This window comes from Thermoanaerobacter sp. RKWS2 (assembly GCF_026240795.1).
GTDB classification, from domain to species: Bacteria; Bacillota; Thermoanaerobacteria; order Thermoanaerobacterales; family Thermoanaerobacteraceae; genus Thermoanaerobacter; species Thermoanaerobacter ethanolicus.
This window is the reverse complement of the sequence record NZ_CP110888.1, coordinates 77,144-92,500: the sequence shown is the minus strand read 5'-3', so window position 1 is coordinate 92,500 and position 15,357 is coordinate 77,144. Positions and strand designations below refer to the sequence as shown.

At 34.7% G+C, this 15,357-nt stretch carries 9 protein-coding genes (1 of these 9 running past the window's edge); 1 reads left to right on the top strand and 8 read right to left on the bottom strand.

What is annotated here, in order from left to right; genetic code table 11:
* Together OEI98_RS00460 and OEI98_RS00455 are read right to left on the bottom strand one after the other, a co-directional pair.
* Positions 1–739: the 5' portion of a fumarate hydratase gene (locus OEI98_RS00460; RefSeq protein WP_003871272.1), read on the bottom strand. The gene continues 104 nt to the left of window position 1, outside the view; the window shows 739 of its 843 coding nt (coding positions 1–739); its start codon is at positions 737–739; its stop codon lies off the left edge, out of view.
* 358 nt (positions 740–1,097) lie between these two features.
* Complete coding sequence (locus OEI98_RS00455; RefSeq protein WP_266037959.1) at positions 1,098–2,516, bottom strand: transposase; 1,419 nt, start codon at positions 2,514–2,516, stop codon at positions 1,098–1,100.
* Positions 2,517–2,673: 157 nt separating this feature from the next.
* Here OEI98_RS00455 and OEI98_RS00450 point away from each other — a divergent pair, with 157 nt between their 5' ends.
* Positions 2,674–3,567 (top strand): ATP-binding protein, encoded by an 894-nt coding sequence (locus tag OEI98_RS00450; RefSeq protein ID WP_003871271.1) that lies wholly within the window; start codon positions 2,674–2,676, stop codon positions 3,565–3,567.
* A 36-nt stretch (positions 3,568–3,603) separates the two neighbouring features.
* Here the strand turns inward: OEI98_RS00450 and OEI98_RS00445 are convergent, their stop codons facing one another.
* The 6 genes from OEI98_RS00445 to OEI98_RS00420 all read right to left on the bottom strand — a co-directional run bounded on the left by OEI98_RS00445 (position 3,604) and on the right by OEI98_RS00420 (position 15,351).
* Complete coding sequence (locus OEI98_RS00445) at positions 3,604–9,147, bottom strand: alpha amylase N-terminal ig-like domain-containing protein (RefSeq protein ID WP_266038884.1); 5,544 nt, start codon at positions 9,145–9,147, stop codon at positions 3,604–3,606.
* A gap of 263 nt (positions 9,148–9,410) precedes the next feature.
* The gene (locus OEI98_RS00440) at positions 9,411–11,627 is read right to left on the bottom strand and encodes a YhgE/Pip domain-containing protein (protein WP_266038882.1); all 2,217 of its coding nucleotides are present in this window, start codon (positions 11,625–11,627) and stop codon (positions 9,411–9,413) included.
* 133 nt (positions 11,628–11,760) lie between these two features.
* Positions 11,761–12,339 (bottom strand): TetR/AcrR family transcriptional regulator, encoded by a 579-nt coding sequence (locus OEI98_RS00435; protein ID WP_003871334.1) that lies wholly within the window; start codon positions 12,337–12,339, stop codon positions 11,761–11,763.
* Positions 12,340–12,364: 25 nt separating this feature from the next.
* Positions 12,365–13,132, bottom strand: a complete 768-nt coding sequence (locus OEI98_RS00430; RefSeq protein WP_003871335.1) for an SDR family oxidoreductase — start codon at positions 13,130–13,132, stop codon at positions 12,365–12,367.
* A gap of 138 nt (positions 13,133–13,270) precedes the next feature.
* Positions 13,271–14,248, bottom strand: a complete 978-nt coding sequence (locus OEI98_RS00425) for a D-alanine--D-alanine ligase family protein (RefSeq protein ID WP_003871336.1) — start codon at positions 14,246–14,248, stop codon at positions 13,271–13,273.
* A gap of 53 nt (positions 14,249–14,301) precedes the next feature.
* Positions 14,302–15,351: a beta-L-arabinofuranosidase domain-containing protein gene (locus OEI98_RS00420; protein WP_003871337.1), complete on the bottom strand. Its 1,050-nt coding sequence runs from the start codon at positions 15,349–15,351 to the stop codon at positions 14,302–14,304.
* Positions 15,352–15,357 lie beyond the last annotated feature (6 nt).

Sequence of the window (15,357 nt, the reverse complement as noted above, 5' to 3'; positions counted from 1 at the left end):
CGGTAGTACTTCCTCCCAACCCTTGCGGACCAACACCTAATGTATTTATTTCTTGCAGTAATTCCTCTTCTAATTGAGCTATCACTTCGTCAGTATTTCTTTCTCCCACTTTCCTCAATAACGCCTTTTTAGCAAGATAAGGAGCAAGTTCAAAATCCCCTCCAATTCCTATTCCCACGATCGAGGGAGGGCAAGCATTAGGACCTGCTTTTTCAACTGTTTCAATAACAAAATTTTTAATCCCTTCCACTCCGTCAGAAGGCTTTAGCATTTTTAAAGCACTCATATTTTCACTTCCTGCACCTTTAGGCATTACAGTTATTGAAAATCTATTCCCTTCACAGATATGATAATGTATTATCGCAGGAGTGTTGTCACCAGTATTTATTCGCAAAATAGGGCTTTTTACAACAGATTTTCTCAAATACCCCTCTTCATACCCCAGTCTTACACCTTCATTTATCGCTTCTTCTAAATTGCCATTAACTATATGTACTTCTTGTCCTATCTCTACAAAAACTACCACTATTCCTGTATCTTGACATATAGGCATTCTTTGCGTTTTCGCTATTTCAGCATTTGCAACTATATCTTTTAAAATTTCTCTACCCAAAGGACTTGTTTCCTCTTTTATTCTTTCTTTTAAACTTTCAAATATATCTTGAGGTAATTCATAATTAGCTTCAATACAAAGCAATTTTACTATTTCAGTAATTTTCTTTGCTTCTATCACTTTCAAAATTTTTCACTCCCTCTTAAGTTCTTCACAAGTATATAATACTATTTTTTTAGAAATTTTTTAAGGAAAACTTGTTGAAGTAATAGCGTTTTTGCTATTTCTTTTTAAATTTTTTATAATTTAAGGTATAGCTTTGATTGTAGTACACAATTTATTAATAGGTGATTGCAAAATGAGATAAATATTAGAGTAAAAAAGTTACATTACAAGGAACAAAATAAAGAAATTACATTTTAAAGGTACGCTCAAGAGGGGAAAAGAGAAATGGAATAAAGATACAAATTCAAAAAAGACAATACCTAACACACCTTTTTAATGTAAAAAGGTGACAAACGAATCAAACCATAAGAACAAGTTATCAAGCCAAAAGTTTTTTCAAAGATAAAGGATGTTCAAAAGTACCAAGTTTTGCAGTAATAATTAAACCAATATGTTGAGTGATAGCCCCAAGAAAAACATCAGCTTTGATTGACCTGGTATTTATGAGTTTAAAGCTATCAACAGCGATAGAACTTTTTAAAAGAGAAATAGATTTTTCAATAATAGGGCGTTTTTCATAAAGTTTGGACCACTTTTTAGAGTTACGAGGGACAACAGTGTTTTTTCTAAAATCAATATCAAGGGTAGTATAGAATATTCTGCCGCATTTAGAAGAGGTACAGGGGTTATCACATTGAAGGATATAAGTAGTTTTACCGTTTAGTCTAACTTTTTTGGACATAGGGCAAAGCCATTTAATTCTGGTAGTTCTACCTTTTTCCCGGACGATGCCATCATAGGACATTTTAAGAGAAGGGTCACGGGGGCAGGTAGGGATACCATCAGAGTTAAAAGTAGGCTGAGGTAAGTTTTTAGAATTTCGAGGGTTAATAGGGATAATAGGGATTATGCCATGCTCTGAGAACAAGTATTTGTAATTATCAAAAGAATCAAACCCAGCGTCACCTAAGAAGTATCTATAAGAGAAATTAGGATGTAAATTAAAGAATTCCTTAAGAGAAGGGATTAAAGTTTTAGAATCGTACAAATCTTTAGACTCGGCAGCAGATTTAGCAGTATTGACATCTAAAGAATCATCGTCATAGAAACTAATATGCTGAATAATGCCTAAGCCATTAGTGAGGATGGTAGCTTTGATAGAGTAACAATAATGGCCATTAATATAAGAGAATTTAGCATCAGGATTAGAGTGAGCGAACTTAGGCATTTTAGAACAAGCATAAGAGTGGGCATCAAAATCAGGATTAGATTTTGAGAACTTTTTAATATTTCTATAAAGGGAATCAAAGAACTTAGGATTATTTTCTCTGACATAAGGTTCAAAGCCAGTAGTATCAGCGATGAGGATATTAGAAATGGAAGGATTAATAGCCTGACAAATAGGCTCAGTTAAATTAACAAGATTATTGAAGAAATTCTCCAAATCTTTGAGGAAAATGGATTTAAATCTAGAGAATTGAGAAGGATGAGGGACTCTTTTAAAGCCACAAAGCTCTCTTAATTCTTTAGATAGCTTAAGAACATGGACAAGGAGTTGAACAGTAGGGATAGAGAGAATTTTTTGGATAATCAAAGCAGTGAGCATAGATTCAAGAGAAAAATCCCTATGACGCCCGAAGTGAGAATAATAATGGGCGTAAAAAGAAGGTGGAATAAGTTCAGATAAATCAATAAAGGAATCAAAGAGTTTAATAAACTTGGGTTTATCTTCTTCAAAGAAGGATTGAACATCATCGTAAATATCGGAGAGAGAAAGTTGTTTAGCTTTGATTTTCATAGGATTTCCTCCCTTTCTTTTCGTGATTTGGTCTTTTATATAAATTCGACGAAAGTGGAGGAATTCCTTTGAAAATATATAGCAGAATCCCTTAATCCATAAGGATTTTGGGATTCTGCAAAGACCTAAATTTATTAAGTAAAGGAGGGTTATGCCATTGAAATGTACTGTATGCCGTAAACCAGCAATTGTAAAATTCCCCGCTCATAATTCCGCCTTTTGCGAAGAACATTTGGATGCTTTTTTTATGAGACAAGTTGCCAAAACTATTGAAAAATATAAAATGCTGCCTCCGAAAGGGCGCGTAGTCGTTGCAATCTCAGGAGGAAAAGATTCCTTAGTCACTACTTTTGTCTTAAAAAGATTAGGTTATGAAGTGCTGGGCTTTTTTATAGATCTAGGAATAGAAGAAAACAACTTCTCTTCTCGATCTAGAGAAGTTGTGGAAAACTTTTGCAAAGAAAATGATATTCCTTTAGAAATAGTAAGCTTAAAAGAAAAATTTCGAAAAGGTATCCCGGATGTAGCTAAACACCAAGACAGGATATGTGCTCTATGTGGAGTCACTAAAAGGCATCTTATGAATGAATACACTTTATCTGTAAAAGCTGATGCACTAGCAACAGGTCATACATTAGACGACATGGCTAAGTTGCTTTTAGCAAATCTATTCCGATGGGACCTTCATCATTTATCAAAGGGAACTCCTGTACTCCCTGAAGAACCGGGATTTGCTCGAAAAATTAAACCTCTCGCTTTCCAAGCAGAAGAAGAGATAATTGCTTTTGCAAAACTTCACAATATAAAACCTGTAACCGCAGTATGTCCTTATTCAAGAGAAGCAAAATATACAAGATATCAAGAAGCCTTAGATATGTTAGAGGAAAATTCCCCAGGAATTAAAAGGTCTTTTTATAAAAACTACACAAAATATGCCCATCTATTTGCTGGTACTTCTGCCCGTCCTCCAAAAATAAATTGTGAGGTATGTGGTTTTCCTTCTGTTTCTCCCGTGTGTACCTTCTGCCGCACATGGGTAAAAACTGACTAATGAGAAAAATGCGCCCAATGGGCGCATTTTTCTCATTTATATATTTCCTGTTTTCTCTAAAATTCTGTAAAGCATAGCTGCTGCCTCTGCTCTTGTAGCGTTGTCTTTTGGCTTGTAAGTGTTATCTTCATATCCTCTTACTATTCCAAGTTTTACTGCATTCGCTACTACATTCTTTGCCCATTCGCTTATCTTGTTGTTATCACTGAAAGTGGTATTCCCTATACTGTCCTCTTTGTACTCTGCAAGCTTTCCGTATACCCTCATTATTACTGCTGTCATCTCTTCTCTTGTTATTGGGTCATCCGGCCTCATATTCTTGCCGTCTCCTAACATTATCCCTGCTTTGTATGCTGCTTCTATTGCGTTAGCATACCATGCTCCTTCTTTTACGTCATTGAATTCTCCTTGGTACGGCTCTTCTTCTATTCCTAATGCCCTTATCATTAATGCTGCAAATTCTGCTCTTGTTATTTTTGCGTTCGGTACAAATGTTTCACTGTCTACTCCTTTTATTATGTGCCTTGATGCAAGGACATTTACTACGTCATATGCCCAATTGTCTTTTGTTACGTCTTTGAATTCTTTGTTGTATTCAAAGACTTCATAGGTTGAGAAGTGTTTGGCTTCAAAGGTTATTGTGTTTGTTCCTTTGTCAACTTTTCCTCCTACGTATTCCCATTGATTTGTCTTCTCGTTTAAGTAGTATACTCCTACTTTTCTTATGTCTTTTGCACCTTTTATGTTAAATGTCATTTTTACTGGTGACCCTATTTTTATGTCTTTGTCTCCTGCTTTTATTGTTATGTCGTAGGCGCTTGTTATTGGCTCGAAAGATGATGCTTCCTTTTTGCCTTTGTTGTGTATGTTAAGTTTTATTGTTCCTGCTTTGTTTATGAGGTCAATTGCTTCTTGTGATACTCCCAAAGTTTTTGCATCAAATTGAAGAGCTACTTCGTCTGATTTTACTACTACGTTTTTGTTGTTCTCTGCTATTAAATTAAGTACAGTTACAGGTATTTCTAATGCTTTTTGAGGTGTAGTTCCTATATTTGTTAAGTCAAATTGTATTTCTTTCTTTGAAGTGTCTTTTATGTCTTTTGCTACTTTGTTTTCGTCTATTGTAAGTGTTGTTGTGTTATTTTCTACAACTATTTTGCCTTGTGATACTTCTTGAGTTGGCTTTGCTGTTTCTGTTGGTGGAGTAGGAGTAGGTTCTGTCTCCTGGCCGGGCTTCTCTCTTGTAACAGTTATTGTTATATCTTTTGTAAGTTCATTATTCTTGTCGCCACTGGGCTCTACATGTATTTTGATAGTATTTACACCATATTCCAAGGGAACTACTTTTGTAAATACTCCATTTTCTTGTTGCACAAAAGATTCATCATTTATAGTTACTTTCGCACCTTTGTAAGTATTGCCTTTAATCTCTATTTCACTCGTATTTGCATCAACAATAGTCTTGTCTTTTGGAGAATAGATATATATTGGCACATCTCTCCATCTTTGCACTGTATCATTTACAACCATTGTATTTGAACCCTGATTGACAACAGTTATTTTTCTGTTGTCAATCTCATTGCCGTATTCACCTTTTTCTACTTTATCCCAGCTCCCCCTTGCATATTTATATTCAATTTGTGTACCCTCATTTAAAGTAAGTGTAATACTATAGGTGTTAGAACCAGCTTTTGTCATTTGATTAGCATTTGGATTCCAGAAAGCATCCGGGAAGTTTCCAGCAATATTTACACCATCATCAGGAGTATAATCTGGTATTGTGACATTAAATGTCACTTTTATAGGTATTATATCAGGTGTCGCTTTTACTGTATTTGATGCTGTCCTATTATAGGAGGTATCAACTGCCACAACTTTATAATAATACACATTGCCATTTACTACATCTGTATCTACGTAGTTATACACACTGTCAGACACAGTTGCAATCTTTATAAATGGTCCTGTTTCACTTGAAGACTTATAGATTTCGTAGCCGTAAATAGCAACATCATCAGCTGACGGACTCCAATTAAGTGTAACTCTTGAGGATTCAATTCCTGGTTGTTGTAAGACTGGAGCTGTAGGTGTTTCTACATCATTTGATGGCACGACAGTAAACTGTTTTGCTTCATCTGTTTTCCCATCTGGTCCTTTTGTATACGTCCAATCATGGCCTTGGTTAGAAGAAAATCTCATAATGTATTCCCATGTGCCTACCATATCAGGTACAAATTTAGCCATGTATTTATCATTATTTCCAGAATCACCTACATATTGTGCATCAACCCATGTCCAGTCCTTACTTATTTCAACACCTTCTACCTTATTGTACACGGCATTGTAAACTGCATCTCCTACAGTATCTCCAATATACCTATATCCTAACTGGGCAATCATATTTTCTCCTTGGCCAGGTTTATCTGTAAGCCCTTGAGCCCACACTTCAGCATACACTTCAACTGGATTATTTACACCTATTACATGTGTATTTACTTGATTCATATTTCCCGCCCAGCCAATAGGAAATGCTGGATATGCCTCAACTTCATTGCTTAAAGCACTCTCATTTCCATCATTATCTACAGCGGTTACAGCATACACATACTTTAGACCATTGGTAACCTCTGTATCAGTATAGGTAATTTGCGTAACATTTGAAGCTATTTTTTCATATAACCCACCTTTAACTGTAGAACGGTAAATATTATAGCTTACTGCTTTATCTACTACACTCCAGGAAAGGTCTACTTTGCCATTCCCTGAGACTGCTTTAAGGTCTGTTATTGGCTGAGGTGCTGTCAAATTTTGCTCTGGATCTGAAATGAGTATTGCCCCATCCATTGATCCAACTTCTACAACAATTTTACCATCCTGAACCGTGTATGTCTTGCCACTTAAGGCATCTGTAAAAGCAACTCCATCTCTTATAAATTTAGTGGTATCTATAGAAACCTGTTTTGCGTCACCTTTATTTATTACGACAATAGCTACACTGTCAGGATACGATTTCCCAAAAGTATCTTTTCCATTTATGATTCTTCTTCCAAAGGCATAAACATCGCCATTTGCATAAAGTGTCTCAAGGTCTCCTGTTTTCAAAACTTGATTGTCATTTCTTATATTTACAACTTTCTTGAAAAAAGTTTGCAAATCAGTATCTTCTCTTCCCCAAGGGAATGTCCTTCTGTTGTCCGGGTCTTTTCCTCCAGATTGTCCTGCTTCATCTCCGTAATAAATAGAAGGCATGCCTGGATAACCCATTTGCAGTATTGCAGCAAGTTTAAGTCTTTTAACCGCAAGGTCTTTTGCTGCTTGAGAATTTTGATTTTCATCCGCAGAGTTGTATCCAAATACTGTCAATATCCTCATGGTGTCATGAGAACCTAAAAGATTCATAGTAGAATAAAACACTGGAAGAGGATATCTCTCATATATGCTCATAAGCCTTTGGTCGAGTTTTGCTGCATCTATAGGATTGTGCACCACATTTCCGTCATCAAATGATTTATCCAATATAAAGTCAATTACTGCATTTCTAAAGAGATAATTCATAACAGAGTTAAAAGAATCTCCAAGCAGATCCAGTGAAGCGTCATTCCAGTTTTCTGCAACCATCGGAGCATTCGGTTTCACAGTATTAATTGCACCTCTAAAATGAATCCAAAAATCGTGAGCAACTTCATTCGCAACATCTAATCTCCAACCATCTGCACCTACATTTTTGTCCCCATCAGGATTTAACCAATACTTAGATATTGCATTAGGATTATTTATAATAAAATCCGCCCAACTTTTGACATTATATTCACTGCCGTTTATCTGCCTTATCACAGGTAAACTGTCAAATCCCCACCATCCTTCATAGGTACCGTCAGGCTTTATCTCATACCAGTCACCATATGGAGACTTTGACTGATCTCCCTGTTTCCATGCTTGATAAGCACCTAAAACTCCCGTGTTTAAGTATTTACCATATCTATCAAAATAAATGCTGTCATCACTTGTATGATTGAAGACGCCATCAAGTATTACCTTAATCCCTTTTGCATGGGCATCCTCCATGAGCTTCTTAAAGGTAGATAAATCTCCTAATAGTTCGTCTATTTTTGTGTAATCGGTTGTATCGTACCTGTGATTAGAAGGTGATTGAAAAATTGGATTGAGATAAATGACTGATATTCCAAGGCTTTTTAAATAATCCAATTTATCATCTATACCTTGTAAATCACCGCCAAAGAAGTCATTTGACCATATGCCATCCCCTGTATATCCTGGTTTATTTTTATCATTCGGATTATCTGGAAGTTCGTACCAGTTGCTATGATATTCAACAGGATCAAAACCTCTGCTGTATTTCTTTAAATAGTCATTTGAAGAATCCCCATTAAAGAACCTATCAGGGAATATTTGATACATTACTGACCCTTTCATCCAATCAGGGGTGTCTAAGTTTTTATCGTAGACAGTAAGTTCAAAGTCCTTATTTACTGTATCTGTGGCTTTACCTACGCCACCTAATTGTTCATCGTTATCTCCGTAATAAGCAGTTTTTGTCCCGTCTTTAAGTATAAAGTAATACCAAATTCTTGTGGGATGGTCAAAGCTTAACTTAACTTCCCAGTATTCATATTTCCCGTCAGGACTTTGACCAATTCTGTACATAGGGACTTCTATTCTTGTTTTTTTAATATCATCCCAATAAGAAATTTTAGCTGACTCAATGTCATGATTTTTTGCTTGTATTCTTAATGTCACAGTATCTCCCGTTTTTATTGCACCGAAAGGCGAGCGGAAGAATGGGTCATGGGTGTCATGTCTTAAATCGTCATAATATATGTTATTATCAGGTCCTGTAAGAGGTGGATTATAATCTGTCCATATATTATGTGAAACCGAATCATAGTAAAATGTAATCTTAGTATCATAGGCTACATTCAAAGGAATATTTGGCCCATTTTGTTCACCATTTAAGCCATAATTTATATCCCATGAGGGCCCTAAAGTCACTTTAAACTCATAATTCCCTTTTAGAACATTTGCAGTGTATTCGTAAACATTATTAAACTTATAGTCTCTCATTATAGCAGTCGATGTTTCAGGTTTCCAATCATCACCTGCTCCTATTGCAGGCTGTATAGTCCCTACAAGTCTTGGAAGCTTGTCTTCGGGAATTGGTGTATATTGTGTGGAATCGGTAATACTTGAAGTGTTGTAATTGTAATAAAAAGTCACTACAGAATCTGAATCAAGATGAAAGCTTAAATTACCTTGTGAAGGAACTCCTCCACCTTCCCATGAATGATTAAGAGCAACTTTATACTCATAATCACCTGCAGGTAACGCAACTGGGGTAGTAAATTCATAAAAGCCATTACCTTTATATGTCATTATCGTTTTGTCACTGTTTATATTCCAGTCAGAATCTCCAAGTTTGGATTGAAAATTGCCAACAACATTGGCTATCGCTGGCGCTGTATCTGTCTCAGCCTTTGCAAATTCTATAGGCATTGAGCCAAATACTACTGTAAAAACTAAAAGAAAAGCCAGCAAAAATCCTAAAGCTCTCATCTTAAACACCTATAATCCCCCTTTTCGCTATATATTTCCTTAAATATTTTTTAAAAAACTAATTTGCAATCCCACCTCCGTTTCTTTTGGGCAATCGCTTTCACAGGTTACAAAAAGATAAATGTGTTTATGTACACATTTCCTTGTGCAAATTTTTGCGCAATCGTTTTCCCTCATGTCTATTATAAATTATAGTTTTTTCGTTGTCAATATGTTGTTAATACATACACTATATGTAAATTTATAGGGCTACTATAAAGCAGCCCTATAAATTATATCTGCTTTAACCTTTGTGTTATCTCCATTTTATCCGCTTTTTCTGCTAAAAGTATTGTAAACAGTAAGAACAGCGCTCCAAATCCTGCAATTATAGAGATATTGTGCAGTATTGCGCTAATATTGTTCCCAGATATTGCTTCCCTAAGGCCTGCAACTCCATAAGTCATAGGCAGATAAGGATTTATTACGTTGAAAAACTTGGGTAAAAGTTCCATTGGGAAAGTTCCTCCTGAGGAGGTAAGTTGAAGCATTAATAATACTACTGCAAAGAATTTACCTGCAATGCCAAAGAGCATCACAAAAAGCTGAATTATAGCGATAAAGGTAAGAGACATCACAGCATTTATCAGGTAATAGTACAATAAATTACGCACATCTAATTTTAGTCCTTCTACAAGCACAAAACTTGATACCACAGATTGCAATATGCCTACTAATGCTAAAGACATAAATTTTCCTAATTGTATAGAGACATTGTTCATTCCTTCGTATTTTTCTTTATCAAAAATATCTATCAAGAAGAAAAGTATTAATGAGCCTACCCACAAGGATAGAGGTATAAAATATGGTGCAAAACCAATTCCATAATTTTTAACAGGATAAAGCCTTCTAGTATCAAGTATTATAGGTTCATTAATCATATCCTTTTTAGCCGTTGTAATTCCTGATGAATCTATTTTCTCAGCTGCATCACTTAATTTTCGTGCTAAAAGCCTCTGATTATCATATAAACTTTTTGCTCCATCTGCAAATTGCCTAGTTCCATCTTTAAGAAGTGCCATACCATTATATAGAGAATTAGCACCATTATATAATTTTGAGGATCCATCACTTAAACTTTTTATCCCATTATTGAGACTGTATAAGCCATTTGAAATTTCTTTTAATTTTTCTCCTGCTGTATTTATGCCTACACTAAGCTGTGCTACGCCACTGTACAATTTATTTGAACCGTCTACAAGTTGGCTTGACGCTTGAGACATATATGAAAGACCTGATGCTAAAGAATCCATACCATTATTAATTGTATTGGAAGCCTGCTGCAATTGTGCGAGAACAGTGTTTAATTGCTGAACTTGGGTCAAACCGCTATTTAAGTTTTGACTCATGCTATTAATCCCTGCATTAGATTGTGCAATCGCAATAAGTGCTTTTTGTAGTTCAGGGTCGCTACTTGCTTCAGGATGTTTTGCAATATAATCTTTCAAAGCAACCTGCGCACTATCTAAAGCTGTAGAAATTTGGCTCAAGCCACTTTTCAGTTGTGAAATACTGCCAGCAAAAGAAGAAACATTTTGCCCTACTTGATTGTATCCATTGACAAGAGAATTGATTCCATCTTTTAGTTTAATGGCACTATTAGAAGCATCATTTAATCCTTGATTAATTCCTGTTATTCCATTTTGTAATGAATTCATTCCATTTAATAAGGCTTCTGTATTGCTTGCATCAGAAAATTTTTGTGAAAGGAGATTTGCTCCATTGTATAAAGCTGTAGAACCATTTAACGCTTGACTGATACCATTATTTAAGCTTAAAGCACCATCTTTTATTTGTTTGCTTACATCTAAAGCTGTATTCATACTACTATTTAATTTTTGTGCACCATTATACAACTCTAAGGTACCTGTTGCGAGTTTATTCTCTGCCTCTGAGGCTTCTTTTAAACCACTGCCTAATTCATCAACACTTTTAAAAATAGAATCAATATACCCTTTTCTTATAGAATTTTCTATTTGGGTTTGTAAACTTTCTATAGCTTTATTGCCAATCTGTGTTGCAAGGAAATTTTTCTTATCATTGGTTATATACTCAATAGAAGCTTTTTTCGGAGTAGGAGAATCAACACTTATAAGATTTTGTGTAAAATCCTGCGGAATTCTAATAATAAAATAATATTTACTCCCTTTGAGTCCATCAATAGCATCTTTATAATCTACAAAATCCCATTTGAATTCTTTGTTGTCTTTTAACTTTTGTACAACTTCATTTCCAAAGTTCTCTTGTTTGCCATCGTATATTCCGCCTTTGTCTTCATTGACAACTGCAACAGGGAGTTTATCTAACTTAGAATAAGGGTCCCAAAAAGCGTATAAGTATAGAAAGCTGTAAAGTAAAGGCATAAAGGCAACAACAATAACTGCAACCCTTATAAACCTGCTTTTAATTATTTTTTCTATTTCTTTTGCTGCAACTTTAAATGCTTTCAATGTTTCTCCTCCCTTCATCGATTTTTAGACTGACCAGTCAGTACAGTTATTATTATATTCTCCTCTTCTCAATGTGTCAATAAAAAAGTACCTTTGATTTTAAAAATAAAAAACACCTCCTTTGAGGTGTATATTATCCTTGAAGTTGAAGCCCTTTTAATGCAAAATTAAATACACTATCTGTTATATCTTGTGGATTAAATTTCTCGTCACTATCTTCTACTACTTTCAAAGCCAAAATTGAACTTATCATGCCAAAAAAAGCTGCTGCTACTATCTTTTCATCGCAATCAGCAATGAGTTTTTGTTCCTTGCCTTCTCTAATAATATTTTCTATTAGCTCAAGATAAGTATACAATTTCTCCCTGAATTTGCGAGGAACTTCCCCATGACCCCATATTTGGCTTAGCAAAACTATTATAAAGTCGTGATTTCTGTACAAAAAATTAGTCTGTACAAAGATGATTTTCCGTAGTTTTTCTACAGCATTATTTAGCTTGCCTATCTCTTCTATTGCCTCTTGTTTCAAAATCTTTATACCTTCATCAATTAAAAACTCCAATATGTCATCTTTGCTTTTAAAATGATAATACAAGGTCCCTTTTGCTACTCCAGCATTTTCCGCTATTTCTTCCATTGTGGTTTTGTAAAATCCACTTTTTGAAAAGGTCTTTATCGCCGCTTTAAAAATCTTTTCTTTTGTCTTATTCATTCTCCTTCATTCCCTTTTTAAGAAATTAAACATATATCATTTTAACTGTCATTCCGCCATCCACAATGAGATTCGCTCCTGTAATAAAAGAAGCTTCTTCCGAACATAAAAATAAACATGCATTTGCTACGTCCTCTGGCTTACCTACCCGTCCTGCAGGATGCTGCAAATGGTCCTCTTCTGTCAATTGGGGCTTTTTAGCTTCTCTACTTTTCTTCCATTCAGATACTTCTATCCATCCGGGACTTATAGAATTCACCCTTATTTTATCATAACTTAAACTTATTGCAAGAGAGTGGGTTAAGGCTATAATACCACCTTTTGAAGCAGAATAAGGTTCTGTATGAGGTTCAGACATAAATGCCCTTGTAGACGCTATATTTATTATGACTCCTCCGCCATTGTCTCTCATGTGAGGAGCAACATATTTTGAACACATATATGTTCCTCTTAAGTTCACATTTATGACTCTATCCCATTCCTCCATAGGCCTTGTGTAAATCGTCCCTCCTGCTCCAATACCTGCATTGTTTATCAAAATATCGATCTTGCCGTATGCTTTTATCGTCTTATCTACCATGTTTTTAACATCTTCCTCTAAAGAAACATCTGTATGTACAAAAAGTGAGTCTCCACCTTTAGATTTTATATATTCTTCATTTTCTATGCCAGCTTCATCGTCAATATCAGCTATAACTACTTTTGCTCCTTTTTCAGCAAAAGTTCGCGCAATACACCGCCCTATTCCTTGTCCTCCTCCTGTCACTATCACTACTTTCCCATTAAAATCCATAGTTAACCCTCCAATTTTTAATTATAAAAGAAGATAAGGTAACCTCATGATTAAAATTAAAAAAGCAAAGAGGTTTACCTTATCATAAATAGTATAACTTAAAAGTTTTATAAAAATCAAATAAATGGGTTGCATAAATTATTTTAACTTATACCTTTCTATAGCACTTTCTATAATCTTCCTAATAAATTCTCCTCTTGTTAAACCTGCCGCTTTTGCCATATAACCCATGTATCCGTGATGAACATGTTTTTCACCTTTGCTACTTGACATTGTAAGTCCCGCAAATGTATTCAATTCTAAGAAATAAGGAACATTATCTTTGCTTAGAATCATATCAATTCTCGCAAAATCCTTTGCATTTAAAACCTTATAAATATTTAAAGCCGTCTCTTTAATCTTTTCTTCCACTTCCTTTGATACTTCCATAGGGCATTTTATTATCTCATTGTCAAACATTTTATGTTCATAAGTATTAGTTTTAACGTTATTATATCCTACTTCCAATAAAGGCAATACTTGTGGGTGTTTATATCCAATTATTCCAACGGTCACTTCTTTTCCTTCAATAAATTCTTCAATTAAAGCTGCTTGTCCTATTTTATCGGTTATTTTGCTCACTACTTGTGGAAGTTTGTCCTTATCATAAATTATATTTTCTTCATCTATACCTGCACTTCCTCTTCCACTTATAGGTTTTGCAAATAGAGGAAATTTAAGATGGTCTACAGAAGGAATTTCTTGAGGATTTTGTGCAATTACATATTTAGGCGTAGGCAAACCGTGAGAAGCCACAATGTCCTTCCTCATTCTCTTATCAGTTGCTACTACGTCCAATCCAGATCCAACATATGGTATGTTGAATACTTCTAAAAATGCTACTTCTTTCATACTTGAGGCATTAAAAATTAAATCCACCTTTTCTTTTTTTATAGTTTCATAAGTTTCTAATGGATCTTCCTTCCATTCTATGAGGACTGAATCAAATCCAGCTTCTTTTATGGCCATATAATGATGGTATGCTTCATCATAGGCATCGTCATATACTTTGTCTGGTGTCAATTTCCTCTGAAATTCGACATTCCTGAATTTCCTCCAAAGCACACCAATTTTCATATGGCATCACCCTTTTCAATTTTTATAAAAATTTTTGAAAGGAAAAGGAAAAACTACTTAAATACAGTTTCTGTGTGATTCACCACCATGTCAGTTATAATCAGTGAAATCAAGCTTTCTGCTCCTTCATTTAAATTTACTCCCTCTTTAGTTATACCGTCGTAACAACCCCCTGTCTCCTCATCTATTAAGCTTTCATTCTTTGAATTTTCTCCCAAAAACCATTTGTAACATTTTATAGCTTTTTCTCTGTACTTTTCTTCTTTAAAAATTTTATAAGCTTCTGTATACATAAGAGCAGTCTCACAAGCCTCTATTGGTTGTTCATCAAATTCTGCAGGTTTTTCATCTCCTTTTTTGTACCAACCTTTACAACCTATCGGCTTAAAATACCCACTTCTAAAAGTTACTTTCTCTAAAAATTCCATGCTCTCTTTTGCAACATCTAAGACTTCTTCATCTCTTGTAATAGTGTATGACCTAAGAAGAGCCCAAGGAAGTACGGCATTGCTGTAAGTAATTATATTTTCAAACCATTTCCACTCTTCATCTTTGTTTTCCCTATATTTTTGAACTATTTTTTTTGAAATAGAAGTTATCAAATTTTTTATCTTCTCTTTGTTAAATTCAGTAACATCAGAACTGTATAAAAGGCTTAATCCTATTAACAAATAAGCGTTACCGCGAAGAGAATTTAAATTTGCTACATTGGGCAAAGCTTTTTTGATTAATGTCACAGCAACACTTTGATAACCATTAGACAAATTAGTATTTAATAAATATCCTAATGCCCATAAAGTTCTGCCAAAACAATCTTCTGAGCCAACTTCTTCAATAAATTCTCTATTGTAGTTCATAAAATTTCTAAAATATCCTTTGCCGTTTTGGGCATAAATCAAGAAAGAAAGGTATCTCTTTAAAAGATCAAGGTATTTTTCATCTTTGTAAACTTCATATAGCATTGAAGCAGCAATGAGAGCCCTTGAATTGTCATCAGTAGTGTAACCTTTTGTCAAATCAGGAATAGAGTAAAGGGAATGCTGTAAAATGCCTGTATCGTCCGTTAGCTTGAAAAGATGCTGAAACTTAGTTGCTAGTTTCATTATTTC